The sequence below is a fragment of the Hafnia alvei genome, assembly GCF_900095695.1.
Classification (GTDB): Bacteria; Pseudomonadota; Gammaproteobacteria; order Enterobacterales; family Enterobacteriaceae; genus Hafnia; species Hafnia alvei_B.
The window spans coordinates 29,705-53,302 of the sequence record NZ_FMIQ01000022.1; the positions used below are offsets into that span (position 1 = coordinate 29,705).

Annotated in this window: 26 protein-coding genes and 1 riboswitch; of the genes, 10 read left to right on the top strand and 16 right to left on the bottom strand. The window is 50.1% G+C overall.

Going from position 1 to position 23,598, the window contains the following annotated elements; all coding sequences use genetic code 11:
- Positions 1–2: 2 nt before the first annotated feature.
- From BN1044_RS06405 to BN1044_RS06480, 16 genes are all read right to left on the bottom strand, one after another.
- Entirely contained in the window at positions 3–833 is an 831-nt protein-coding gene (locus BN1044_RS06405; RefSeq protein WP_072307998.1) for an ATP-binding cassette domain-containing protein, read from the bottom strand.
- Entirely contained in the window at positions 830–1,507 is a 678-nt protein-coding gene (locus BN1044_RS06410) for an energy-coupling factor ABC transporter transmembrane protein (protein ID WP_072307999.1), read from the bottom strand. The genes BN1044_RS06405 and BN1044_RS06410 overlap by 4 nt, the downstream gene beginning before the upstream one ends.
- Positions 1,494–1,775, bottom strand: a complete 282-nt coding sequence (locus BN1044_RS06415) for an energy-coupling factor ABC transporter substrate-binding protein (RefSeq protein WP_072308000.1) — start codon at positions 1,773–1,775, stop codon at positions 1,494–1,496. The genes BN1044_RS06410 and BN1044_RS06415 overlap by 14 nt, the downstream gene beginning before the upstream one ends.
- A 1-nt stretch (position 1,776) precedes the next feature.
- Positions 1,777–2,505, bottom strand: coding sequence for an energy-coupling factor ABC transporter permease (locus BN1044_RS06420; RefSeq protein WP_072308001.1), 729 nt, complete (start codon positions 2,503–2,505; stop codon positions 1,777–1,779).
- Positions 2,506–2,626: 121 nt separating this feature from the next.
- The gene (locus tag BN1044_RS06425) at positions 2,627–3,340 is read right to left on the bottom strand and encodes a cobalt-factor II C(20)-methyltransferase (protein WP_072308002.1); all 714 of its coding nucleotides are present in this window, start codon (positions 3,338–3,340) and stop codon (positions 2,627–2,629) included.
- On the bottom strand, positions 3,340–4,131 hold the full coding sequence (gene cbiK, locus BN1044_RS06430; RefSeq protein ID WP_072308003.1) for a sirohydrochlorin cobaltochelatase: 792 nt from the start codon (positions 4,129–4,131) through the stop codon (positions 3,340–3,342). Before cbiK ends, BN1044_RS06425 begins: the two co-directional genes overlap by 1 nt.
- The gene (locus tag BN1044_RS06435) at positions 4,128–4,919 is read right to left on the bottom strand and encodes a cobalt-precorrin-6A reductase (RefSeq protein ID WP_139130906.1); all 792 of its coding nucleotides are present in this window, start codon (positions 4,917–4,919) and stop codon (positions 4,128–4,130) included. Before BN1044_RS06435 ends, cbiK begins: the two co-directional genes overlap by 4 nt.
- A gap of 58 nt (positions 4,920–4,977) precedes the next feature.
- Positions 4,978–5,703, bottom strand: a complete 726-nt coding sequence (locus BN1044_RS06440; RefSeq protein ID WP_072308005.1) for a precorrin-3B C(17)-methyltransferase — start codon at positions 5,701–5,703, stop codon at positions 4,978–4,980.
- Positions 5,703–6,812, bottom strand: coding sequence for a cobalt-precorrin 5A hydrolase (locus tag BN1044_RS06445; RefSeq protein WP_072308006.1), 1,110 nt, complete (start codon positions 6,810–6,812; stop codon positions 5,703–5,705). The genes BN1044_RS06440 and BN1044_RS06445 overlap by 1 nt, the downstream gene beginning before the upstream one ends.
- A complete protein-coding gene (locus BN1044_RS06450; RefSeq protein ID WP_072308007.1) occupies positions 6,793–7,566 on the bottom strand; it encodes a cobalt-precorrin-4 methyltransferase in 774 nt (257 codons plus the stop codon). The genes BN1044_RS06445 and BN1044_RS06450 overlap by 20 nt, the downstream gene beginning before the upstream one ends.
- Positions 7,559–8,128, bottom strand: coding sequence for a decarboxylating cobalt-precorrin-6B (C(15))-methyltransferase (locus BN1044_RS06455; RefSeq protein ID WP_072308008.1), 570 nt, complete (start codon positions 8,126–8,128; stop codon positions 7,559–7,561). Before BN1044_RS06455 ends, BN1044_RS06450 begins: the two co-directional genes overlap by 8 nt.
- Entirely contained in the window at positions 8,118–8,720 is a 603-nt protein-coding gene (locus BN1044_RS06460; protein ID WP_072308009.1) for a cobalt-precorrin-7 (C(5))-methyltransferase, read from the bottom strand. The genes BN1044_RS06455 and BN1044_RS06460 overlap by 11 nt, the downstream gene beginning before the upstream one ends.
- Positions 8,717–9,892 carry a cobalt-precorrin-5B (C(1))-methyltransferase CbiD gene (cbiD, locus tag BN1044_RS06465; protein ID WP_072308010.1) on the bottom strand — a complete coding sequence of 392 codons (1,176 nt, stop codon included), beginning with the start codon at positions 9,890–9,892 and terminating at the stop codon, positions 8,717–8,719. The genes BN1044_RS06460 and cbiD overlap by 4 nt, the downstream gene beginning before the upstream one ends.
- Positions 9,889–10,533, bottom strand: a complete 645-nt coding sequence (locus tag BN1044_RS06470) for a cobalt-precorrin-8 methylmutase (RefSeq protein ID WP_072308011.1) — start codon at positions 10,531–10,533, stop codon at positions 9,889–9,891. Before BN1044_RS06470 ends, cbiD begins: the two co-directional genes overlap by 4 nt.
- 107 nt (positions 10,534–10,640) lie before the next feature.
- Positions 10,641–11,594: an adenosylcobinamide-phosphate synthase CbiB gene (gene cbiB / locus BN1044_RS06475; RefSeq protein ID WP_072308031.1), complete on the bottom strand. Its 954-nt coding sequence runs from the start codon at positions 11,592–11,594 to the stop codon at positions 10,641–10,643.
- A complete protein-coding gene (locus BN1044_RS06480; protein ID WP_072308012.1) occupies positions 11,594–12,958 on the bottom strand; it encodes a cobyrinic acid a,c-diamide synthase CobB in 1,365 nt (454 codons plus the stop codon). Before BN1044_RS06480 ends, cbiB begins: the two co-directional genes overlap by 1 nt.
- A gap of 150 nt (positions 12,959–13,108) precedes the next feature.
- Positions 13,109–13,304: riboswitch (cobalamin riboswitch) on the bottom strand.
- 128 nt (positions 13,305–13,432) lie between these two features.
- On the opposite strand from BN1044_RS06480, the gene cobD reads away from it, so the two are divergent.
- The 10 genes from cobD (at position 13,433) to BN1044_RS06530 (ending at position 23,549) form a co-directional block, all read left to right on the top strand.
- On the top strand, positions 13,433–14,512 hold the full coding sequence (gene cobD, locus BN1044_RS06485; protein ID WP_072308013.1) for a threonine-phosphate decarboxylase CobD: 1,080 nt from the start codon (positions 13,433–13,435) through the stop codon (positions 14,510–14,512).
- The gene (locus BN1044_RS06490; protein WP_072308014.1) at positions 14,505–15,368 is read left to right on the top strand and encodes a GHMP family kinase ATP-binding protein; all 864 of its coding nucleotides are present in this window, start codon (positions 14,505–14,507) and stop codon (positions 15,366–15,368) included. Before cobD ends, BN1044_RS06490 begins: the two co-directional genes overlap by 8 nt.
- 163 nt (positions 15,369–15,531) lie before the next feature.
- Positions 15,532–16,086 (top strand): Dps family protein, encoded by a 555-nt coding sequence (locus tag BN1044_RS06495; RefSeq protein ID WP_072308015.1) that lies wholly within the window; start codon positions 15,532–15,534, stop codon positions 16,084–16,086.
- Between the two features lie 127 nt (positions 16,087–16,213).
- Positions 16,214–17,035, top strand: a complete 822-nt coding sequence (locus tag BN1044_RS06500; RefSeq protein WP_072308016.1) for an AraC family transcriptional regulator — start codon at positions 16,214–16,216, stop codon at positions 17,033–17,035.
- Between the two features lie 98 nt (positions 17,036–17,133).
- On the top strand, positions 17,134–18,111 hold the full coding sequence (locus tag BN1044_RS06505) for a DMT family transporter (protein WP_072308017.1): 978 nt from the start codon (positions 17,134–17,136) through the stop codon (positions 18,109–18,111).
- Between the two features lie 302 nt (positions 18,112–18,413).
- Positions 18,414–18,938, top strand: a complete 525-nt coding sequence (locus BN1044_RS06510) for a PTS sugar transporter subunit IIA (RefSeq protein ID WP_072308018.1) — start codon at positions 18,414–18,416, stop codon at positions 18,936–18,938.
- The gene (locus BN1044_RS06515; RefSeq protein WP_072308019.1) at positions 18,935–19,213 is read left to right on the top strand and encodes a PTS sugar transporter subunit IIB; all 279 of its coding nucleotides are present in this window, start codon (positions 18,935–18,937) and stop codon (positions 19,211–19,213) included. Before BN1044_RS06510 ends, BN1044_RS06515 begins: the two co-directional genes overlap by 4 nt.
- Before the next feature lie 92 nt (positions 19,214–19,305).
- The gene (locus BN1044_RS06520) at positions 19,306–20,706 is read left to right on the top strand and encodes a PTS galactitol transporter subunit IIC (RefSeq protein WP_072308020.1); all 1,401 of its coding nucleotides are present in this window, start codon (positions 19,306–19,308) and stop codon (positions 20,704–20,706) included.
- Positions 20,707–20,760: 54 nt separating this feature from the next.
- The gene (locus BN1044_RS06525) at positions 20,761–22,824 is read left to right on the top strand and encodes a BglG family transcription antiterminator (protein WP_072308021.1); all 2,064 of its coding nucleotides are present in this window, start codon (positions 20,761–20,763) and stop codon (positions 22,822–22,824) included.
- A 68-nt stretch (positions 22,825–22,892) separates the two neighbouring features.
- Positions 22,893–23,549, top strand: coding sequence for a class II aldolase/adducin family protein (locus BN1044_RS06530; RefSeq protein WP_072308022.1), 657 nt, complete (start codon positions 22,893–22,895; stop codon positions 23,547–23,549).
- The last annotated feature ends 49 nt before the right edge of the window (positions 23,550–23,598 follow it).

Genomic DNA, 23,598 nt, shown 5'->3' on the forward strand with positions numbered 1-23,598 from the left:
TCCTATTTAACCTGTTCTGGCATGAATTCCGGCTTGAAAGCAAACAGCTCATGCTCGGTTTTAAACAACGGCAATCCCAGCTGCTGATGCATTTTCACCAGCCACGGCTGGACCAACCCCGCACGCTGCAGCATATCGCGCTGTAGGAAAACCTCGCTCTCGCGGCCTTCACTCACCAATTTTCCCTGCGCGAGAACATACAGGTAATCACAAACTTCATAAATTAAATCAATATCGTGGCTGGAGATCACCACGCGCTTACCCTGAGCCACAATCTTCTGAATAATATGAATCATCTGCTGACGGCCTGAAGGATCAAGTCCGGCGGTCGGTTCATCCAACAGCAGATAATCCGCATTCATCACCAAAGCGCCTGCAATCGCCACCCGTTTTTTCTGCCCGTGGCTTAAATACTGCACCGGTTTATGGCGAAAACCGAGCGCATCCACCAGCGTGAGTGCCTGTTCGGTGCGATGGCGAATGGTCTCTTCATCAACGCCCAGATTACGCAGGCTAAACGCAATATCGCTGTCGATATCGGTATAAAAAATTTGCTGGTCTGGCTCTTGGAAAACCATCGCCACCTGTTGACGCAGCGCGCGTAGGCTACGTTTGTCATAGCGTAGTTTTTCACCCTGCCACATCACGCAGCCCTGCTGTGGCTGCAATATTCCCAGCAGGTTCATGAATAACGTGGATTTCCCGCAGCCGTTCGCGCCTAACAAACCGGTGACCTGACCGCGATTAAAATCCAGCGAGAGATCGTGCAGCACGGTCTCTCCGTCCTGATACTGAAAACTGAGGTGCTGAGTGACGAGTCCCGAAGTGCTCACAGATGAAAATCTCCGTTGTACAATTTAACTTCTAACGCAATGCTCATCTGCTTATGCCGCTCCATCACGCGCGACAGCAACATGCCGACCAACATCGACAACGAACGGTAGCCACTGCGCAAAGAGACATAACCAAAACGCAGTGACTGAGCGCGATGAATAGCGGCGGCTTCCTCAATAAAAATGAAGATAAAGCGGTAGGTCAGCAGCACCTGTTCAACCAATACCAACGGAAGACGGCTGCGCTTGAGCAGCCGCACCCACTGACTGAAAGGCGTAGTTAGAACGAAGAGGTAGGTCGCCGATAACGCCGCCAAACTGCGGCACAGCGTATTCATCCCCGTGGTTAATCCATTCTGTTCAACGCCTAAGGCCAGATGGCCGATGTGAACGCTATACAGCAGCGTATCCGCCTGCCATGAGAACGACAGCACCACGCCCAACAGTCCGGTGAACAAAAAAGCCAACGGCACCGCCAGCCAGCGGAGATAGCGCCGTACGCCTACGCGTAATAGATAGCAAGTGAGCCCAGCGCAAAGCAGCAACACGCTCAGTTGGATCCACGGAGAGCCCAACAATGCGGTCAACAGCAAAACCAAATACAGCGCAAACTTGTACTCTGGTTTTTTCTGGCTCCAGCGGCTGCTATAAGAGAGCTTATCAATCTCCAGCATGAACGACGCGACGCCCTCGGTAATAGCCCAAGATATAGAAGATCACCGCGGCACCGAAGGAGCCTTGCAGCGTGAACAACAGGCTTTCTATTTCACCGCTTGCGGGTTCATACAACGGTTCAAACCACGGTTTATAGCTAGGCGCCATTTGGGCAATCACGCCTTCGGCCTGATCGTCTGAACCGCCATACTCGCCGCCGTGATTAATGAAGAACGGCAATACGGCCAAAGCGATCACCAGAAAAATCAAAATCAGCGTTTTTTTCATTTTAAATGCTCCTTACGCCAATCAGTTGGCGCTTGCATAGTTGGTCATAAATCAGCACGGTTAACAGCCCTTCAGCAATCGCGATAGGCACCTGCGTCAGGCAGAAAATGGCCATAAACTTGGTCACCGATGCCATAACGCCCAGTTGAGGATCGGGGAAAGCCAATCCCAACTGCACCGACGTCACGAAATAGGTCACCAAATCGGCTAACGCCGCGCACAGGAAAACCGCAATATCGCGTCGCATGCCTGCTCGAGTCGCTAATTTCCATACCACGTAACCCGCCATTGGCCCGATAACCGCCATCGACATCCCATTAGCGCCCAGCGTCGTCAAACCGCCATGCGCCAAGAACAACGCTTGGAACAACAAAACGATAGCGCCCAATACCGAAACCACCCACGGGCCAAACAAAATCACGGCTAAACCCACGCCGGTTGGATGCGAACAGCTGCCTGTCACCGAAGGAATTTTTAGCGCCGACAGCACAAAGATGAAGGCCGCACATAGCGCCAGCAGAACTTTTTTATCGCTGTCATCGCGTACGATGGCTTTAAGGCGGGTTGCCCCAATCACTAAACAAGGCAAGAACATCAGCCACCACGCCAAGGCCCAGAAAGGCGGTAAAAAGCCTTCCATGATGTGCATAGCAAATGCTTCTTGCGGCGCGAGCGTCAGCAGAACCGCCAGCGCCATGCCGTAAAGCGGGAGTTGTTGGAGGTTTTTCATTTATGCCCCTTATTTACGTTTATAACCCCCTCCCAGCCTCCCCCTTCGCAGGGAGAGGAGCAGATCACCGAACGGCCCCCTCCCCTGCGAAGGGGAGGGCTGAGGTGGGGTAAATTAAAAATCAGCTAGCCCGATTCACCAAAATCGTCGAAAAGTACGGCAGTTTGGTATCTTGGTGGATCTCGTCGAGATGATGGAAACATTGCTCATTTGGCAGTGAGGCTTCGGCCATTAAAATTGCATGGTCGAGCAATCCCAAACGACGCAGCATTTCGCGTATTTGAATAACTCGGCCATACACTTTCATCATCACCACGCATTCATGGTTAAGCAGCGCCTGCTCAAGTTCTTCTTCTGGTGCGGTACAGGCCACCACCGCCATGGATTGCTGCTCCATCGCCAAAGGGAACTGGGCGCGGGCGGCAATGCAGGCAAACGAGGTCACGCCGGGAATGATTTCGATATCCACGTGTCCGCGCAGGCGTTCCAGCAAAAATACCCACGTGCTGAACAGCATGGCGTCACCCAGCGTAATAAAACCGACCTGAAGCCCGTGCTCTGCGTCGGTTTGCATCTCCTGCGCCACTGCGTCCCATGCGGCGCTTTTTTCCCCTTGATCGGCGCTCATCGGGAAATGACGCTCTTTGATGTCGAGCGTTGGCGATAAAAATTCGCGTACGATAGACAACGCAAGACTATCGCCCCCCTTACGACCCGCAGGGGCATACAGCACGTCCAGCTCACCGAGCTGCCGCGCTGCGCGAACGGTAATCAAGTCGCTGCTGCCGGGACCGGTGGCAATCGCCCACACTTTTCCCTTTTTCACGTGGCTCATCAGGCCGCCTCCTCTGCTGGGTGTAAAACATCGTGCAGGTGCTCAACAAACATGTGTTGGATAAGTGGATTTTCGCCCAGCCCTTGCAGCCACGGCGTGGCTTCAATCCCGGCCAGAGCCAGCTGGGTTTTCCACGAATCCTCATCGTCAGAGGCCATATCGTTGATGGCGTGATCGCCCGCCACCAGCATCAGCGGCATCAAATGCACACGGCGTACGTTTTGCTGCTGCAAACGCGTCACCACATGATGAATTTCGGGATAGCTCTCAACGGCCCCCACCATCGCGGGGATCTGGTGGCTCATCAGCATGTGATCGAGGCAGGCGTAAGCCGCAAAGGCGTGATGCGTTGCGCCATGGCCCATAAACACCACGCGTTCATCTTCGGCTAAAGCGGGCATCTGTGACTTCATGGCGGCGATCAACTGTTCGAAATCATCATGGCTGCTCAGTAACGGCACGCCGATACGCAGCCGTTTAAACATCCCTGCGTGAGCGCGTACCTGAGTCACGACTTTTTCGTATTCATCGCCGTTGATGATGTGCAATGACTGAATGACAACATCCTGATAGCCCTGCTCGGCCAAACGCTGCAGCGCCTGATTTGGGTTATCGATTTGCATTCCATCTCGCTTCGCCAACTTGCGAATAATCATCTCGGATGTGAAGGCGCGAAACGCATCGCGATCGGGACAGGATTCCGCTAAACGACGCTCGCAGGCCTCAATGGTTTTCGCTCGCGTCTCGTGATAGCTGGTACCAAAACTGATAATTAAAATGGCTTTTTTCATAGGTATTGGCTCTTTTTATTCTGTAACCAGTTGGCTAAATACGGCTCAAGTTCAGCCAGAGAACTCACTCGAATCTGTCCTTCAGCCATAGGCTCGGGAGGGCGACAAATCACAATGCAGGGAATATTCAGCGCCAAACAAGGAACGACTTTTTGCTGATATCCCCCTTCTGCGCCAGACTCTTTGGTGATCACGACCTCTGCCTGACAATGTTGATACGTTGCCTGATTCATTTCGGCGCTAAACGGCCCTTTCAACGCCAGCACGTTATCTACGCCCAGCCCTAAATCCTGACACTGCAATAGGACATCCGGCGTCGGCAATACGCGGGCGAAAAGGGTTTTTCCCGCCAGCAAACGCACAAACTCAGCCAGTTGTTTGCTACCCGTGGTCAATAGAACCCGCTCGCCCAAACGATGTGCAACCACGCAGGCCTCTTCCACGCTCGCTACTTTGTGCAGCAAAGGATGTTCTAAAGCATCAATTTCGCTAGGGCGTAAATAACGCAACAGCGCAATGTTCTGAGTGGCACAGGCGTATGCGATATTGGCGCTTAACACGCCCGCGTAAGGATGTGAGGCATCAATGACCTGCGTAATCCGGCGCGCTCGCAGCCATTCGCTCATCTGCGCGGCATCCATGCGGCCAACGATAATTTCACCGTTGATATCCCCTGCCAGTTCGCGTCCCGCCTCGGTTGCGACCGAGAGGCTGTAATTCAGCCCCATCTCATCAAGGCGCTGACAAATATGACGCGCATCTGACGTACCGCCAAAAACGTGCAGCATGGGGTTGCCTGCCGTTTTAGACGCATTGGCATCGTGCACATTGCTATCGGAAATAGGGTTATAAAACATAGCCGCGCGGCGTAATCATCAAGCCGTCCTGACAGTAGGTGGTTTTATTGCCGACAATCACTAGGCTGGTCATATCGACATTTTCAAAATCCATCTCACCGAAGGTGGTTAGCCACTTCTCCTGCTTTTTGCGACCCGCAGCTTTGACCACGCCCACCGGCGTGCTGGCGGCGGTGTAAGGACGCATCAGGTCGAAGGTGCGAGCAAGATGGTCAGCGCGGCCACGACTGCGCGGATTGTAGAAACAGATAACGAAATCAGCCTGCGCAGCGGCAATCACGCGTTGTTCAATCACCGGCCACGGGGTCAGCAGATCGCTCAGGCTGATATGACAGAAATCGTGCATCAGCGGCGCACCCAGCAACGATGCCGCAGCGGTACTGGCGGTAACGCCTGCGATCAGCTTGACCTCAACGTCTAGCTTCTGCTTCGTCACCAGCTCTAGGATCAACCCCGCCATGCCATAAATGCCCGCATCGCCGCTGCTGATCAACGCGACTTTTTTGCCTTGTACGGCAAGATTCAACGCTTCCTGACAGCGCTCAGTCTCTTTACACATGCCCGTTTTGATCACCTCTTTATCGGTGGTCAGGGCTTTTACCAAGTGGGTGTATGTTTTGTAGCCCACGATAATATCTGCGTCACGAATAGCCTCGATGGCTTCCAGCGTCATCATGGACTGACTGCCCGGGCCAATGCCGATTACATATAACATCAGAGAGTTTCCTGAAGGGTTAGAGCCAAAGTAAGGGTGACGCCCTGCTCGCGCAGCGTCTCCCCAATGATTTTCCCGCCGCCGTACTCTTCGAGTAGCAGACAAGCAGCAGGCTGAGACACACAGCCCACGCCCACGATTTGACGCACGAAATCCGAACACGGGAAGCGATGTTCATGCACGCGTAGCGCTTCAGGCGTAAACACGTGAAAAGGAACGCGATAGCAATGTGCCAGCTGCTGTAACGCCGCTTCATCCTGTTTCAGCGTAATGCTACCAATGGCGCGCAGCGCGAGTGGATCGATATGCAGCTCGGCAAATTTCTGCAATAGCAGCGGATGCAACGTGGCAAACGGCGTATCTCTACGGCAACCCACGCCCAATACCACGCGCTTAGGCACCAGTTGGTAAACCGGGATCGCGCTTGGTGGCAGATCCGAGTGATAGCTAATGCATACCAGCGCAGAAAGATCGGGCAATGAATGAAGATCGGCAACGGGAATAAATCCGCGTCGATCGTGCTCGGTGAGCTGCACGTTAGCGCGCGGATCAAGCCATAGCCCAACGCGATCGCCGCTCACTAGCATTTGGTTCACGCTTTTCACCGCACGCCGAAAATCCGCGATCTCCGCATCGAGCTTCTGCGCCAATAGATCCAGCGCAGCAACGCCGTTTACGTCGGTCGAGGTCGTGATCACTGGATCGGCGTTAATCAACTCGGCGATCTGCTGAGTGAGCCGATTCGCGCCACCCATATGTCCTGAAAGTAAACTGATCGCATGCTCGCCGCGTTCATCAAGCACCACTACCGCAGGATCGGTTAATTTGTCCTGTAACAGCGGCGCGATCACCCGCACCACGATCCCCGTTGCGCCGATCACCACCAGCGCATCAAAGCGTTTAAACGCCTGCGCCATCGTTTCGGCAAAGGATCCGCTAAACGGTGTGAAACCCACCTGTAGCAACTTTTCACTGGTAAAGCATGCGCTGGCGGTAGATAGCTGCGGCAGCAAAGGACGCAGGCGCTGTGCCAAGCGAACGCCGCCCGGCGTCAGGCAAAATAGCGCCAGCGATCCCACCTTTATCGGCTCAGGCCTGGCGGTATTCATGGCTGAAACCCGCGTCATACAGCTTGGAATAGTGGTATTCATCACCAAGGAAAGCGCCCACTAAAATCAGCGCCGTTTTTCGAATACCGGCGTTGCGTACTAAAGGTGCGATGGTGTCCAAGGTGCCGCGCACCGTTTGGTGATCTGGCCAAGTCGCTTTATAGACCACCGCCACCGGCGTGGTGGCTGGATAGCCGCCGCTCAGCAGGCGCTTCACAACGTCGTCAATATCTTGTACCGAAAGGAAAATCGCCATCGACGTTTGGTGCGCGGCAAAGGATTCTAATGACTCACGCTCAGGCGTTGGCGTGCGCCCAGACATGCGGGTGATCACCAAACTTTGGGAAACCTCGGGCACCGTATATTCCACGCCCAGCTGTGAAGCGGCTCCCAAGAACGAACTCACACCCGGCACCGAACTAAAACCAATGCCCAACTTGCCCAGCTCTTCTCCTTGCTCACGGATAGATCCGTACAACGACAGATCGCCGGTTTGTAGCCGCACGACCAGTTTTCCTGCACGAATGCCTTGCTCCATCAGGTCGATAATCTGCTGGAGGTTGAGCCCTGCGCTATCGTGGCATTCTGCCCCTGGTTTGCAGTAATTCAGCAGATCGTGATTAATCAGCGATCCGGCAAAAATCACTACATCCGCCTGCGATAGAATTCGATGGCCTTTTAGCGTAATAAGCTCGGGATCGCCCGGCCCTGCACCGATGAAATAGACCTGTGCGCGATCGATAGACTCAGCCATGCGTTTGCTCCTTACGACAGGAAATCAGATAGGTAGGATTATTGGGTTTGAAATAGTGACCGCTGCCCAGCGCGGTGAGGCGAGAGATCTGAATCAGGCTGCTTTCTAGTTCAACCACCGCACGGTTTTGCAGTTGACTGAACGCCTGCTGATAGTTTTCCAGCAGAATAAAATTCATCGCCAAGCTGCCGCCGTCGTTGAGTAATGCCAGCGCCCAATCAATGATGTCGGGGAGATTGCCACCGCTGCCGCCGATAAACACCGCATCGGCGCGTACGTCTAACGCCAGCGGCGCATCTGCCGCCACAATATCAATATTCGAGCAGCCAAAATGACGGCAGTTTTCTTCAATCAGTGCCAGAGCCGCAGGGTTGCGCTCAATGGCGGTAATAGAGAGATCGGGATATCTGAGGGCGGCTTCCAAAGAGACGCTTCCCGTTCCTGCGCCAACGTCGATCAAGCGCTTGGCAGTACGCAGATTGAGTCGCTCCAATGCCGCAAGACGCACTTCTTCTTTGGTCATCGGCACTTTATGGCCGCGTAGAAACAGATCATCTTTCATTGAGGATCGCCACCACGTTCATTGCGTACGCCTGCTGTACCTGCTCTGGGCGCAAAATATGGATGCATTCATCGGGATAGGAGAGATTCTCGCCAATCACCATCGTCCGCTTTGCCCCACGACGTAGGATTTGCTGGGCAATTTGATACGGCCCCATGTGGTGGTCGGTCACCATCGCCACTTTTTCGTGCTGCAGAATAAAATCAAAATCAGGCTGTTTGCCGTGACAGCTGGTGATGTAGATATCGTTCATATCCACCGCGATGCGCGAAAACAGGTACTGTATGGAGCTAATACCCGACACGATATTGAGCTTTTCCGGCGCAAGATCCTGTATCAAACGTTTTCCAATGCCGTACAGCATCGGCTCACCCGATGCCAGAACCACGATATTGCGGTCAGCGTTGTCCTGTAGCCACAACGCCATCTGAGTCAGATCGCTGCCGATGGCCAGCTTTTCACCATGAAATTCGTGGTAAGCACTTAAATGGCGTGACCAGCCAACCAGAACGTCAGCTTGTGAAATTAATCTTTTTGCCAGCGGCGTGATGTAATCCTGATGCCCCGGCCCCATGCCAACCACGTGAATCATGAAGACTCCTTTTCGCAGAGAATTTCTTGGGAAATTTCGGTACGTAAATCGGCAACAATGTCGTTAACTGGGCGATTACTGCCGAGCACAATATTGTCGAATGAAAACAGCACCGCGTCGCATTGCAGCGGCTGTACCGCAAAGCGCAACATTTGGTTGATGCGCCCACAGATTGCCTGAGCGATATCGTTATAGACGGCCTGCCAGCCTTGTTGCTCTATTAGCTCCATCGCCGCTTCCGTGGTGCTACATTCAAACACCGCTTGCAGTAATTCACGTGGAGCGCCCATCAGTGCAAGCCGCGTAACCAGCGTTTCCATGCGGCCATCGGCAATATGGCTATGGGTATGAAAAATGCCGGCAGCGACCTTAATCAGCTTGCCTAAGTGGCCCACCAGCACCACACGTTGGAAACCGAGGCGCTGAGCTTCTTGCAGCATATAGCCAACAAAATTACTCATGGTGACCACACGGTCGCCGTTTAACTGCATCTGTTCTTGTACAAAGCGCTCGCCGTGATTGCCTGGCACGAGGATCACGCTGGTCATCCCCTGAGCGCGCTTCATCTCGAGCTCTAAGGCCAGCGAACGTTTCCAGCTCTCTTCAGACATGGGGGTCACAATACCGGTGGTGCCGATAATCGAGATCCCACCTAAAATGCCCAGCCGTCCGTTGTAGGTTTTTTGCGCCCGCTCTTCGCCTTCTGGAGCAAAAATAACAATCTCGGCACCGCGTTCCGGCCCAATAACCTCACGCACCGCTTCTTCAATAGTGTGCAACGGCGTGCGATTGATGGCTGAACTTCCCACCGGCAAACCAATGCCTTTGCGCGTTACGGTGCCGACACCTTCACCGCCAACGATGCAGATACTGCCGCCGTCGTTAAGCGTCACCTGAGCAAAAATCAGCATTCCATGCGTGGCGTCCACGTCGTCACCGCCGTCTTTACGAATCGCAGCGCTGGCCTGTTGACCACAAATCAAAGGCTGTTCAACGTTCAACCGCAGCGTAACGCCCGAAGGTGTCACGATAGAAATCTGATTAATCACCTGCTGGCGCAGCACCATCAGCGCAGCAACTTTCGCCGCTGCGGTGGCACAAGAGCCGGTGGTGTAACCCTTGCGATAGCTTTTGCCGTTATGCCAGAGCGTATCCAGCCCGGTGTCGCTCATTGCGCATCTCGCATGTGGTACAAAATGGCGTTAACGATGGCTGCGGCAATATTGCTGCCGCCCTTACGCCCTAAGGCTGCAATACCCGGTAAATCGCTTTCTGCCAGCGCCTGTTTGGATTCCGCTGCGCCAACAAAACCGACCGGTACCCCGATGACCGCGGCGGGTGTCATCACGCCTTGTTGATGCAGTTCTAATAAGCGAAATAACGCAGTCGGTGCATTGCCGAACACAAACAGCTTTTCCCCTTGATCCTGCGCGGCAAGATCCACTGCCGCCATTGAGCGGGTAATCCCCTGTTCCTTGGCAATGGCGACCGCACGCGGATCCGAGATGTAGCACTGCCATTGGCACCCTAACTGCTCGAGCTGGGTTTTATTGATGCCGGAAAGCGCCATGGTGGTGTCGGTATAAATTGTGCAGCCGCGACGCAGAGCCTGAGTAATACGGGATAAAACATCGGGCGAAAAATGCAGGATATCCAGCCATTCGAAATCAGCGCTGGTGTGAATTGCGCGTTTAATAATTTTTTCTTGCAGCTCATCGACAAAACGGTAATCAGGGCGCTCGTCGGCGATGATCTGAGAAATGATCTCAAAGCTGTGCTGCTCAATATTCTGGGGATTCTTGTTGTAGTTCATTGTTCATCCTGTTTGGTTGATCCAGCGTGACTTTCGTACCTCTATCTTTAAGTGCAATACCCCTTCCCAGCCAAAAGGGGGGTTGGGGTGGGGTCAAGTTGGTCAGGTCAAAACACCACTGCCCATCTGGCGAGTGCAAAAAGTACCAATGCCAGCGCGGAAGCCGTCATCATGAGGCGAATACTGAGGCGAATATCTTGAATGCCAATCTCGCGCTCTTGGTCGCCGATCCACGGTTTCTCTACCCATTCGCCGAAGTATTTATTCGGCCCACCGAGGCGAATACCGAGCGCGCCAGCCACGGTGGCCTCAGACCACGCGCAGTTGGGGCTTTTATGCAGATAGCGATCGCGCCAGCCGATTTTGAGTGCCTGTTTGCTGTTAAGACTCAGCAGGCGAGCGGCAACGCTGAGCAGCAGCCAGCTCAAACGAGCAGGGATCAGATTGGCAAGATCGTCCATTCGCGCAGAAACACAGCCGATAGCGCGGTATTTTTCCGTCCGATAGCCGACCATGGAATCAAGGGTATTCACCGCTTTGTAGGCCACCATCAGCGGTACACCGCCGATGAAAAGGAAGAAAAGCGGCGCAATCACGCCATCCACGCTGTTTTCCGCCACCGTTTCAACTACCGCTCGGGTAATCTGCGGGCGATCGAGCTCAGACGTGTCGCGCCCAACAATGTATGAAAGCTGGCGTCGGCACTCTTCAAGCGATCCATTTTGTAGTGCGACGTATACCCCCATCGCCGCATCACTCAGGCAACGTCCCGCTAGCAGCGTATAAATAATCCACACCTGCGCTAGCCAGTTGAGCCACGGGTTTAGCTGCGACAAAAGCTCAAGCAGCGCGTAGGTCGCCCCCCAGCACACACCAACCACAATCAGCCATAAAAATGCACCGCCGACATACAACGCACCTTCGGTACGGCAAAGCGTGCGGATACCTTTCTGAACCCAATTGATAAAATTACCGATCCAACGCACCGGATGGGGCCACGTTGGTGGATCGCCCAAGCGCAGATCTAGGAGATAGGCCACCAAACAAGCAGAAAAACTGATCACAGCGCCTGCCCCCTTTTTAACCAGTGGCTCAGCATTTCTGGGTGCTGGTAAAAATGAAGGTGGAGATAGCTCGCGAGGGTATTTCCCATTTGGTATCCCCCTTGCCAACGCTGCTGCGTCACGCCGTCGCGTTGTTTTTCAAACTGGAAAATAGGTGGGAAATCAGTATGGAAATCAGAATAGTGGAACTCATGGCCGCGGAGGGTTTCCCCTTGTGCCGCCAGTAAACTGTCCTGCATCGCGGTGGCTTGGCAGTAACCAAAGCGCTTTAAACGTCCTTCCATGCGGCTTTCTCCAGGGAAAATACCGGTCATCGCGTGCGTGTTTCCAGACTGATCTTTTAACGTCGAACCCAAATACATCAGCCCGCCGCACTCGGCGTAAATTGCTACGCCGCGCTGATGCGCATCACGCAGCGACTGACGCATGCTGCTGTTTTTCGCCAGCGTTTCTCCATATAACTCAGGGTAACCACCGCCGATATAGACCATCTGGCACGCAGGCAGCGCCGCATCGCGCAATGGGCTAAAGCGCACGATGTTGATACCGAGCTGTTCAAGCAGCTGTAAATTATCGGGATAGTAAAAGTGAAAAGCTTCGTCGTCGGCGAGCGCAAGAGTTAGGCCTCGGCCAGAATCAGGCGCAGGTAACGCAGGTGCACAGGCATGCGGCGCGGGTTGTACATCGCTCAACGCCAGTAAACGGTCGAGGTCGATATGCTGTTCGAGGCTATCCGCCAAGGTATCCCATATCGCATCCATGCCCTGTTGTTCATGAGCGGTAATCAAACCGAGATGGCGTTCAGGCAAACTTACGCTGGGTAGAGTAGGCATTCGCCCTAGCACAGGAATTTTGGTGTAGGTTTCAATCGCGTTTTTCAGCAGTTGGTAATGGGTTTCGCTATTGACGCGATTCACAATGACGCCCGCGATACGCACCGCCGGATCAAAATGACAAAATCCCATCACGGTAGCTGCCGCCGAGGTTGAAACGGCTTTACCATCAATCACTAAAATAACCGGGCAGCCAATCTGCTTGGCCATGCCGGCGCTGCTGCAATAGTTGGGGTCGGTGCCATAGCCGTCGTATAGCCCCATCACCCCTTCAATCACGGCCACATCGGCGGCTTGAGCATGTTGGTTATAGAGCCAATTTAGGGTGGGCTGAGGCAGCATGAAGGCATCGAGATTGCGCGACGCAACGCCAGAAACGGCGCTGTGCCAGCCGGTATCGATATAGTCAGGGCCAACTTTGTAGGGTTGCACTCGTAAACCGCGCCGCGTTAAAGCTCGGAGCAGCCCAAGTGTTAGCGTTGTTTTACCGCATCCGCTACCGGTTCCACCAATAAGAAATGCCTTCATTCACCCGCCTGCCAAACAAAAAAGCCCGTCCTTGCGGGCGGGCTTTGCGTTGTCATAGCAGCTCGATGCACGGCGGCAAAAGCGCAGCATGCAGGGAAAGAATGACAACTCACTTCCCACCGAAGGAGCTGAAATAGATGTTGATATCCCAATGTTGGGATTTTACAGGCTGGTCTTCTGGCTTAGCGTCATCCTTACCCACACCTTCCCGATATTCATCAGTGGCGTCTTGTGGGCTCGTCGGCATCACAGCAGCGGGGGCTGCGGAGGAATTGTATTCTCACAATACGCACCTCCTTCCTGACGTCCTTACAGCACGTCAAAAACCTGTATTTATACTTTTCTATATATGATCTGGGTACATAAGTTAAAGCATTCATCACAGATATACCCATTGTGAGATCAACAAAAGCCTAGAATGGAGTGTGAATGAGTTAACATATCTCAACTTTTTAGGGACCAGCGAGGATACCTATGGCCATCAGCAGTCAGCACGGCGGTAACGTGCTAGAAACCGCGCTTACTCTGGGCGTTTCTCCGCATGACATCATCGATTTCAGCGCCAACATTAATCCGCTTGGCATGCCTGAGTCACTTAAGCACGCCATCATCGAACAAATGTCGGTGGCTGAAAAATATCCTGACGTGGAATATCGAAAACTGCACGCGGCGCTGGCTCAGCACCATGCCTGCGCGGAATCATGGGTGATGGCAGGCAATGGTGAAACCGAGCTGATCTTTGCGTTAATTAACCAGCTGAAACCCGCCAAAGCGCTGCTATTAACGCCCGGTTTTGCTGAGTATCGCCGTGCGCTAACGCGGATCAACTGCGACATTGTTGATTATGCTTTGCATGAAGAAGACGGATTTCAGCCTGACGTGCGTATTCTCGACGCGCTGACACCCGATCTCGATTGCCTATTTTTATGCACGCCCAATAACCCCACCGGATTACTGCCGGATAAAAACCTGCTTTTAGCCATCGCAGACCGCTGCCGTGCGCTGAATATTGCGTTGATCCTTGATGAAGCCTTTCTCGATTTCGTTCCTGCAGAAACCGGCTTTATTCCTTTATTAGCACAATATCCTCAGCTGTATGTGCTGCGTTCATTGACCAAGTTTTTCGCTATTCCGGGGCTACGTTTGGGCTATTTGGTTAGCGCAAATGCGGCGTTAGTGACGCAAATGAAACAGCAACGGGAGCCTTGGACAATCAATGCGTTTGCCGCGCTGGCGGGCGAAATTATCTTGCAGGATACCCATTATATTGAAGCCACCCATCGCTGGCTGGCACAGGAACAACCTCGCGTATTTTCTGCGTTAGAAGCATTGCCACGGCTGAAAGTATGGCGTCCCGTCGCTAACTACATCTTTATACGCTGTATCGACAGTCAGCTTGCACTGCAGCAGGCGCTATTGAAACACCATATTTTGATCCGACACTGCGCCAACTATCCGGGGTTAAACGCCGATTATTATCGCGTGGCAATTAAAAGCCCGCAGGACAACGATCGCCTTATTAGCGCTCTAACCCAGATTCTGCATCATGGCTGAAGCTCGCTGCCCCGCGTCGTGCGGTGAGTTAATTCAAGGCTGGATAGAAGGCGGCGAAAAGCTGGTTTCTTGCCCGGTCAATTGGTTTAGCACGGTGGCGGTAAGCGAGGGAACACCGCTGCCCACCGAGCGCGCGCGAATGCGCTTGGTATTGCGCGCGGTATTACAGCATTTGTCGCTGCCCTCTTCGCTTGAAGCTGGGTTACGCATTGAGTTTGAATCCTCTATTCCCGTGGCAAAAGGGATGGCCAGCAGCACGGCAGACATCGCCGCCTGTGCAATAGCGACCGCTCGTCACTTTGGTATGCAGCTAACTGAAAAAGAATTAGCGTCGCTGTGCGTTGGCATTGAACCGACCGACAGCACGATTTTTCAAGCGCCGACGCTGTTCGATCATCAACAGGCACTGACGCAAACCCCGCTGCACGATCGATGTCCTGAGTGGGATATGTTGCTGTTGGAAAGCCCTGATTGCTTGCGTACCGAAGACTACCATCGCCGCCCGCGCCAAACGCTGTTGCAAGAATATGCGCCGCAGTTGAAACAGGCGCATCAGTTGCTCACTGAAGGCATAAGGGAAAATAACCGCCATAAAATTGGCGCAGCCACCACGTTAAGCGCCCAAGCCAGCCAGGCTTTGCTGCCCAAACCGGCGTTTAATGACATTGTAGAAATTGTTGAGCAGCACGATTTATTCGGTTTGAACGTCGCACACAGCGGCAGCGTGGTGGGTTTATTGCTCGATACGCACCTTCATGACCCAGAAGAAATAATTCGCGCGATGCGCGTAAACAATATTCTTGTTTTTTATCCACACGTTAGGCTGCTGCGTACCACCTTAGGGGGCGTACGCTAATCGGCATGGCTGCCAAAAGCGTACACATTCACGTACATGATAAGACGTAATTGTCATACATATAAAACTCTAATTTTGTGAGGATGATCTATACTGACTCGGTACTAAACAGTTACTAGACGGCAATTTGTGAATCTATCAAGACCTTTAGGAGATGATAAAGATGAGCACACCAAAACTGGAAAAAAGCAAAGTCGGTGACGCAAAAAAACGTCAGTTCACTCCCCTAGCCACCCCAAGTGATTTGGGCGCTGAGGCCACCAAAGACATTAGCGGTGCAATGAACGCCATCCTTGCTGATATCTATGCGCTTTATCTAAAAACTAAAAACTTCCACTGGCACATGAGCGGGCCACACTTCCGTGACTATCATTTGCTGTTGGACGAACAAGGCGCAGAGCTATTCGCAATGACCGATGATATTGCTGAACGTGTACGTAAAGTCGGTGGTATGACCCTGCACTCTATCGGCCAGATCTCTAAAATGCAGCGCATTAAAGATAACAACGCCGAATACGTTGAGCCGCTGGATATGCTGGCCGAGCTGTGTGAAGACAACAAGCTGCTGGCCGCAGAACTGCGCGCAGCGCATGTGGTGTGTAGCGAACATAATGATGTTTCAACCACCAGCCTGATTGAAAACTGGGTAGATCAAACCGAACGCCGCGTGTGGTTCCTGTTTGAAGCTTGCCGCCAATCACAAACTTCTGGTCACTAGTTTTTCCTTTTGATAAACGCGAAAGCAGACCTTTGGGTCTGCTTTTTTATTTTCAGCGCCTCTAATTCCGCTATAGTTACTACTCATCCCCCGCTCATTACCATCGTCTGTAGACCCGAGACTTCTTATGCACGGCGTTCCAAACCAATTTATCGATGATCGAGATCGCGCTCAGTTTAAGCACTTCGCCCACATGCCCGGCGTTGAGGTGTATCGAGCGCATATTGAACATCATGAATTTGAGCCGCATACGCATGAAGCCTATGGCATTGGCGCGATTGAGTATGGTGCCGAGCGTTTTCGCTATCGTGGCGCAAACCACGTTGCACCCGCGGACTCTTTGGTATTGATGAACCCAGACGAGCTGCATACCGGTCAATCGGGTACTGAAGGTGGCTGGCGCTATCGCATGATTTATCTCACGCCCGAAATTTTGGCCGAGGTGAGCGGTGAATCTGACTGGTGGTTTAACGACGCGGTGAATCATCATCCTCAGTTTGCCCGAGCAACCACTTCGCTAATAAACGCCCTGTGGCAAAACGATGAGCCCCTCGCACAATCCAGCTTGCTGAGCGAACTGCTGACATTAACGCGCCATTGGGCAAGAGCGCCACAGACGCTGAAACTTGATGCTCCGCAGCGCTTTACGCTGGTAAAAGAGTATCTCCGTGCCCATTTAGATCGGCGCATGACTTTGCCCGAATTGGCGCAGTTGGTCGATCTCAGCCCCTACCATTTTTTGCGCCAGTTTAAGGCGCAATATCACGTTACCCCACAACAAATGCTGATGGCTTATCGACTGTATGAGGCTAAAAATCTGCTGACCCGAGGCTTACCGCCCGCCCAAGTCGCCGCCGCCGTTGGTCTTACCGATCAAGCCCACCTTACCCGCGCCTTTAGCCGCTTTTACGGCGTCACGCCCGCCCGCTATCAAAAGCAGGTGCGTTAATTTTTTAGCTGTTTTTACCTAAACAGCAATCTGCTACAAGACGCTTTTCCTTTCACCTTCTAGACTTGCTGCATAATCCCTTTTAAGAGTTAAGAAAGATGTTAATAGGCGTGCTTTACGCGCTGGCGGCGGGGCTAATGTGGGGGCTGATTTTCGTTGGGCCGCTCATCGTGCCGGAATATCCGGCCAGCTTGCAATCCGTCGGTCGCTATCTGGCCTTTGGCCTGATTGCGCTCCCGCTGGCGTGGCACGATCGCCACCGCCTACGGCAGCTTCTGCGCAGCGATTGGGTTGAAGCCCTTAAGCTCACCATCGTGGGAAATTTCATCTATTACCTCTGCTTAGCCAGCGCGATCCAACGCACGGGCGCACCGGTCAGCACCATGATTATTGGCACCTTGCCGGTGGTGATTTCAGTGAGCGCAAATCTGAAATACAGCCATCGAGACGGAAAATTATCGTGGCGACATCTGGCCCCTTCGCTGCTGTTAATTGCTTTAGGATTGGGATGCGTCAACGTGGCGGAGCTACAGAGCGCACACGCACCCACTGATATGTTCCGTTACGTCACCGGTTTGATCTTGGCCTTCATCGGCGTGGTGTGCTGGACGTGGTATCCCATGCGCAACGCAAGCTGGCTGCGCACACATCCCGATAAAAGCCCCACGACGTGGGCCACCGCGCAGGGATTAGTGACGCTGCCGTTGGCGGTCATAGGGTATTTGCTGGTTTGGGGGCACTCCGCCATAACCGCCAATGATTTTCCTATGCCGTTTGGCCCGCGTCCTGCGGTATTTATTGCGCTTATGCTGACCATCGGTTTGCTGTGCTCATGGCTGGGAACGCTGTGTTGGAATCAAGCCAGCCAACGCCTGCCAACCGCTAAAGTGGGGCCGCTGATCGTCTTTGAAACGCTAGCAGGCCTTAGCTATGCCTTTATCTGGCGGCATGAATGGCCACCGCTGCTAACGCTGGCCGGAGTGGTGTGCTTGGTCATTGGCGTGATGAGCGCAATGAAAGTGAAACCAACGCCGGTGGTGATAGTTCCGCTGCAAACGTCGGGTGGGAGTCGCTAAAGTATTTATTAAGCGTATTTCAACAGTTCAACATTTTGCAATAATCTGGCTTGACTGAAGAAAATTAGGGGACGTTTGCTCCCCTAAACTCTTTTCCTTTAAAATCTATTCTGTGACATAAATTACATATCCAACCTTTATTTTAAGTTTACTGATTATAAATCAGTGAACCTGATCAAACTTCCACGAATTAATATGATGCCCAATGTATAGGGCATTTTTTGTTATCGATACTATTCGTCATAGTTAACTCGGATGATTAGAATCACTACAACTCCTAGCTTTTAAGTAAGGCTAATTTTATGACAATAGCGGCTATAGATAATATCGATACGCATTCAGATCCCGATGCCTATTTTTTCGAGGAACTCACTTTTATAGAGAGTTCTTTTCAACATCAAAGTGATTACTTTGATTCAATCTTTCTCTCATTAAAAAACCGTGGCTATGTACGCGATTCGTTTTTATCGGCTATTAAACAACGCGAGAAACTGTACCCTACGGCGCTCCCCACTCACCCCTATGTCGTAGCCTTACCACATACGGATACCGAGCATGTGATAAGGCCATTTATTTGCGTGACACGCTTGCACGATGAAATTGCCTGGCATGAAATGGCAAATGACGATAATGAACTTCAGGTTAAATTCATTCTCCTTCTCGGTTTTATAGATAAAAATCATCACATTACACTCTTACAAACGCTAATGGAGTGTTTAAGTGATGAAGATTTCATTCAAGAAATGAATCAAGCGCCAACACCAGCCTCTTTAGTAAAACTACTCAAATCAGCCATTACAATTAATAACGAGGAAAATATAAAATGAAAAAAATCATTGTCGCTTGCGGAAGCGGCGTAGCAACATCACAAACCGTGGCAAGTAAAGTTTCCCGACTATTAAAAGAAAAAAACCTTAATGATATTAACGTAGAAGTTATTGACCTTAAATCACTCGACACACATATCAAGGATAGCCTCGCGTATATTGCCATTACAAAAGTAGATAAAAAATACCCTATCCCTGTAATTAACGGAATTGCATTTCTCACCGGCATCGGAATGGAGGCTGAGTTACAAAAAATAATTGACGCATGTAAGTAATCATATTGGCGGGCGAGATTTTTTTCTAACAAAAATCAGCAAAACAAATAAACGATAGGATTAATTAAAACATAAAGTAACGGAGCAAAGCGATGAACTTTCTCAGTACAATTATAAATTATATTCTAGCTCTAGGTGCACCAGTTTTCGTTCCCCTAATTATGCTAATTGCGGGCTTAATTGTACGCATGAAGTTTAAGGATGCAGCATCGGCGGCTATCACCCTCGGCGTGGCTTTCGTCGGCATGAGTATGCTGATTAGTTTTATGGTCGGAGCTATTGGTGTTGCGGCACAAACGATGATGAAACGCACAGGGCTCGAGTTAAGCATCATTGATGGCGGTTGGACAACCATGGCGAATATCTCATGGGCTTGGCCCTATGCCTTTGCCATGTTCCCGTTACAGGTTGGGGTTAATATCCTGATGCTTATGTGCAATAAAACCAACACGTTTAATGCTGACCTCTGGAACGTTTGGGGCAAAATATTCACCGCATTCATCGTTATCAGCGTGACTACCCCCATATTTGGCAGTGGTTGGAGCTTAGCACTGGCATTTCTCATTGCCGCATTCCAGATAGTCATGGAACTGAATGCGGGTGATATTCATCAACATCGAATAGAAAAGCTGACCGGGATCCCCAGCGTAACCTGCACCCATAGGATGGTTTTTTTTGGCGCCATTTATTATCCCTTCGACCTACTGCTGCGTAAAATTCCAGCATTAAACAAGCCTATGGATGCAGCAGCTTTACGCCAGAAAGTGGGGGTATTTGCTGAAAACCATACTATCGGTTTTCTCCTAGGCATCATGTTCGGAATTATTGCCGGATACAGTCTTGCCGCAACATTAATGCTTGGGGTACAAGCAGCTACTGCTTTAATGTTATTCCCTATGATTTCAAAGCTGTTCATGCAAGCGCTGTCTCCAATATCCGAAGCCATTAGTACCTACATGAATAACAAATTTTCAGGTCGAAAACTGTTTATCGGTATTGATTGGCCCTTTATGGGCGGCGCGAGCGAAATTTGGTTTGCAGTGATTGTTGCTATTCCATTAACCCTCATCTGGGCCGTTATTTTACCTGGAAACAAGATACTGCCTTTTGCCGGAATCATTAATATTGCCTTAATTGTGCCCGCTTATCTGGTTACCAAGGGCAATACTTTGCGTATGGTGATCCTCAGTATTATTGGCATTCCATTCTTCCTGTTTGTTGGCACTCAGTTTGCTCCGATGATTACAGAGTTAGGGCTCGCAACTAAGGCTATTGATATCCCTGCTGGACAATTAATCTCCAATAGCTCCATTGATGGCCCTGTCTTTACTTATGCTTTCTCATTTTTATTCAAGCTATTGCAAGGCAGCTTTGTCCCTCTGTTGTTAGCTGTGTTCTGGGCATGTAGCTACTTTTTCTATGCTCAGGAATTAAGAAAAGAGACAGACCAAGAAACAACCAATATTGAAGCAGAACAGATACCAGAGGCGTAATAACTAAAAAGGCAGAGCGCTGAAGTCACCCCTAACATACGAGGATCTTGCATTATGGCTGTTGATAAACGTGTCTTCACCGTACTTGACGCGATTGTGAGCGATCCTAGTATCACGGGTGTAGCGCTTGAGTCTGAATTTAATCTGACGCGCAAGCAATTAAGCTACACAATTAAAAAAATAAATGATTACCTTGAGTCACACCACGTTGAAACTATCACTCGATTAAAAACAGGTAAACTTCACGTTCCCAAGCATGTGATCGAAAAATTTCGACACCAAGAAGATGTCGTATTTAATAATCGCTATCTTTTCGCAGAGGAAGAGCGAGGGGAGTTAATTATTTTCTTTTTGTTAACCAGAGCAGAACGTTTATCTCTATTACACCTGACATCAGCACTTAACGTTAGCCAAAACACCATCATCAACGATATTAAGAAAATTAAATCCAGTGTTAGTCAATATAATTTAAAAATTCACTATAACCGTGAACAAGGATACCACGTTGAGGGAGAGGAAATTAAAAAGCGCTATCTGCTTCTCAGCACATTGCGTAAAATCCTCATACTACCCGTATCTAAAAATATCATTGCACAATATAACAATGTTATCTCTGAATACATTGAACAGGTCGGCAATACTTTTAGCGAGATAGAAAAATGTCTAAAAATTCAATTTACCGACCAGCAACTACAAGAGTTAATCTATTTTATTTGTTTTATCCAACATCGGATAAAACTTGGAAAAACAGTAGAATTACTTCCTGACACTTACAGCGAAATCACCCACGGTCGTGATTTTAAACTTATGCAAAACATCATTCACAAAATGGGAGTCAATCAATATAATGAACATATATTTCTAACGGCAATAATCCAAAGCTCTAACATTCAAACTATATCAGATAAATATTTTCATTTAGACACTCTACTGCTTGAAAGTGTGGTTGTGGTAGTGGATAACTTTGAAAAAATCAGCTGCATTACAATCAAAGAGAAGAGTGAGCTCATCGAGAAAATTTATCAGCATTGGAAGCCTGCTTATTACCGTATTCGCTACCATCTCACCAATACCAATAGCGTATATGACTTAGTTGCGAAAGAATTTAACCATCTACATGAGATGGTACGCCGCGCAGTGTTGCCTTTCGAAAAAATATTACACTGTGAAGTACCAAATGAAGAGGTGGCTTTCTTAACTGTATTATTTGGTGGATGGCTCACACGCGAAGGGCTAATTAACAACATAAAAATGCAAAAAACAGCCATTGTCGTTAGTGAAAACAGTGCGACTGTCTCGACTTATCTGTATTTAACATTACAAGTTTTATTACCAGAGCTGCATTTTATCGAAATGATGTCGCGCCGAGAATTTGAAAAATACTCTCGCCATTATGACGTCGTTTTTTCCACGACTTTTATTAAAACAGATAAAATTTTATTCGTCGTAGACCCTGCGATTAACAGCTTTCATAAAAGTACATTTCGGCATCAAGTCATTAGCTCACTACAGGGGGTTGACCCACATATTATCCAAGTGGAAGAGCTTCTATTGATACTTGAAAAATACGGCACAATCCATGATAAAAAAGGCCTACAAAAAGAGCTGACTAGCTACATTTACGATGAAAGCAGCTCCGAGTGTCAGCCTCATTCTTTAACCTCTGAAACACCATCGCTAAGTGAACTGCTGTGTGATGAACACCTTTGTTTTCAGGATACAAACACGTTGTCTTGGGAGCAATCCATTGCTAAAACAGCATCCCCATTGCTGACTCAAAACCTGCTAGAACCCCGTTACATAACCACTATGCTTAACAAAATTTCTATTGAGCAGCCATATATCATGTTGGCTGAGGGGCTCATTATTGCTCATGCTGGCGTGGATGACGGCGTAAATAAAACCTGCATGTCCCTCCTACGCTTACCAGAGAAAATTAGCATTGCAGGTTATATGCAAGCCGACATCATTATTGTGCTTGCAACCAATAACCCACAAAAACACCTAAAAGCGCTAGCACAACTTAACGAATTTCTTGAGTTTAATGAGGGCGGAGAAAAAATCCGCAGCTCGATAAATAAAGAGGCGTTATTACAGCATCTATCTGTCTATTCTTAGTTTTGTTATATCGCGTGGCGTTTATTTTTCGCCATTACCTCCGTCATTCTGACTATAGGATATATATCATGTTAGACGTTCAGAAAAAGCAAGTTGTAGAAATGGCCAAACTGGCTCAGCAATGGGGGCTATGCAAACATAAGGCCGGAAACTCTAGCGTTCGAGATAAAGAGACAGGATATATCCTCGTTACCCCTACAACGATTGATAAGTCTGTACTCACACCACGCGACATTGTCGTTATGGATATTAATGCTAACGTTATTGAGAGTGAGTCTGGTCTTCGTCCTACTAGCGAATGCCTCATGCACATTGAAATTTATAAGGCGCGTGAAGATATATTTGCCATATCTCACACCCATTCAATCTATGCCACCTCATTTGCAGTATTAAATAAACCGATCCCCGCGATCGTATACGAATGCGCAATTTTAAACTTAAAAGATGGAATTATTCCTGTTGCACCTTACGGCAGACCCGGAACGCCTGCACTTTCCACCAGTGTTATAGAGCCCATTTTACGTGCAGATGCGATTTTAATGGAAAAACACGGCGCTATCGGGGTAGATAAAGAGCCGTATGAGGCCGTATTAAAATCGGCTTACATCGAGGAAATGGCTGAAATCTATTACCATGCATTACTCATCAACGACGGAAAAGAGCCAGAAAATTTCCCACCTCACGAATTACAAAGCTGGGCTTACCCTAAAGAAATAAAATTCTAATTAAGCATTTCGCTTAGATATATTATTTCCTGCCCTCACCAGGCCGGCA

Coding starts and splice junctions, on each gene's coding strand:
- BN1044_RS06415 (WP_072308000.1), bottom strand. CDS start 1,775: ATGAAAAAAACGCTGATTTTGATTTTTCTGGTGATCGCTTTGGCCGTA.
- cobD (WP_072308013.1), top strand. CDS start 13,433: ATGGCCATCAGCAGTCAGCACGGCGGTAACGTGCTAGAAACCGCGCTT.
- BN1044_RS06410 (WP_072307999.1), bottom strand. CDS start 1,507: ATGCTGGAGATTGATAAGCTCTCTTATAGCAGCCGCTGGAGCCAGAAA.
- BN1044_RS06450 (WP_072308007.1), bottom strand. CDS start 7,566: ATGGCTGAGTCTATCGATCGCGCACAGGTCTATTTCATCGGTGCAGGG.
- BN1044_RS06510 (WP_072308018.1), top strand. CDS start 18,414: ATGACAATAGCGGCTATAGATAATATCGATACGCATTCAGATCCCGAT.
- BN1044_RS06445 (WP_072308006.1), bottom strand. CDS start 6,812: ATGAATACCGCCAGGCCTGAGCCGATAAAGGTGGGATCGCTGGCGCTA.
- BN1044_RS06435 (WP_139130906.1), bottom strand. CDS start 4,919: ATGCTGCACGTTTTTGGCGGTACGTCAGATGCGCGTCATATTTGTCAG.
- BN1044_RS06420 (WP_072308001.1), bottom strand. CDS start 2,505: ATGAAAAACCTCCAACAACTCCCGCTTTACGGCATGGCGCTGGCGGTT.
- BN1044_RS06440 (WP_072308005.1), bottom strand. CDS start 5,703: ATGTTATATGTAATCGGCATTGGCCCGGGCAGTCAGTCCATGATGACG.
- cbiD (WP_072308010.1), bottom strand. CDS start 9,892: ATGAGCGACACCGGGCTGGATACGCTCTGGCATAACGGCAAAAGCTAT.
- BN1044_RS06495 (WP_072308015.1), top strand. CDS start 15,532: ATGAGCACACCAAAACTGGAAAAAAGCAAAGTCGGTGACGCAAAAAAA.
- cbiK (WP_072308003.1), bottom strand. CDS start 4,131: ATGAAAAAAGCCATTTTAATTATCAGTTTTGGTACCAGCTATCACGAG.
- BN1044_RS06480 (WP_072308012.1), bottom strand. CDS start 12,958: ATGAAGGCATTTCTTATTGGTGGAACCGGTAGCGGATGCGGTAAAACA.
- BN1044_RS06525 (WP_072308021.1), top strand. CDS start 20,761: ATGGCTGTTGATAAACGTGTCTTCACCGTACTTGACGCGATTGTGAGC.
- BN1044_RS06515 (WP_072308019.1), top strand. CDS start 18,935: ATGAAAAAAATCATTGTCGCTTGCGGAAGCGGCGTAGCAACATCACAA.
- BN1044_RS06425 (WP_072308002.1), bottom strand. CDS start 3,340: ATGAGCCACGTGAAAAAGGGAAAAGTGTGGGCGATTGCCACCGGTCCC.
- BN1044_RS06470 (WP_072308011.1), bottom strand. CDS start 10,533: ATGAACTACAACAAGAATCCCCAGAATATTGAGCAGCACAGCTTTGAG.
- BN1044_RS06500 (WP_072308016.1), top strand. CDS start 16,214: ATGCACGGCGTTCCAAACCAATTTATCGATGATCGAGATCGCGCTCAG.
- BN1044_RS06505 (WP_072308017.1), top strand. CDS start 17,134: ATGTTAATAGGCGTGCTTTACGCGCTGGCGGCGGGGCTAATGTGGGGG.
- BN1044_RS06490 (WP_072308014.1), top strand. CDS start 14,505: ATGGCTGAAGCTCGCTGCCCCGCGTCGTGCGGTGAGTTAATTCAAGGC.
- BN1044_RS06460 (WP_072308009.1), bottom strand. CDS start 8,720: ATGATTCACGTGGTTGGCATGGGGCCGGGGCATCAGGATTACATCACG.
- BN1044_RS06455 (WP_072308008.1), bottom strand. CDS start 8,128: ATGAAAGATGATCTGTTTCTACGCGGCCATAAAGTGCCGATGACCAAA.
- BN1044_RS06520 (WP_072308020.1), top strand. CDS start 19,306: ATGAACTTTCTCAGTACAATTATAAATTATATTCTAGCTCTAGGTGCA.
- BN1044_RS06530 (WP_072308022.1), top strand. CDS start 22,893: ATGTTAGACGTTCAGAAAAAGCAAGTTGTAGAAATGGCCAAACTGGCT.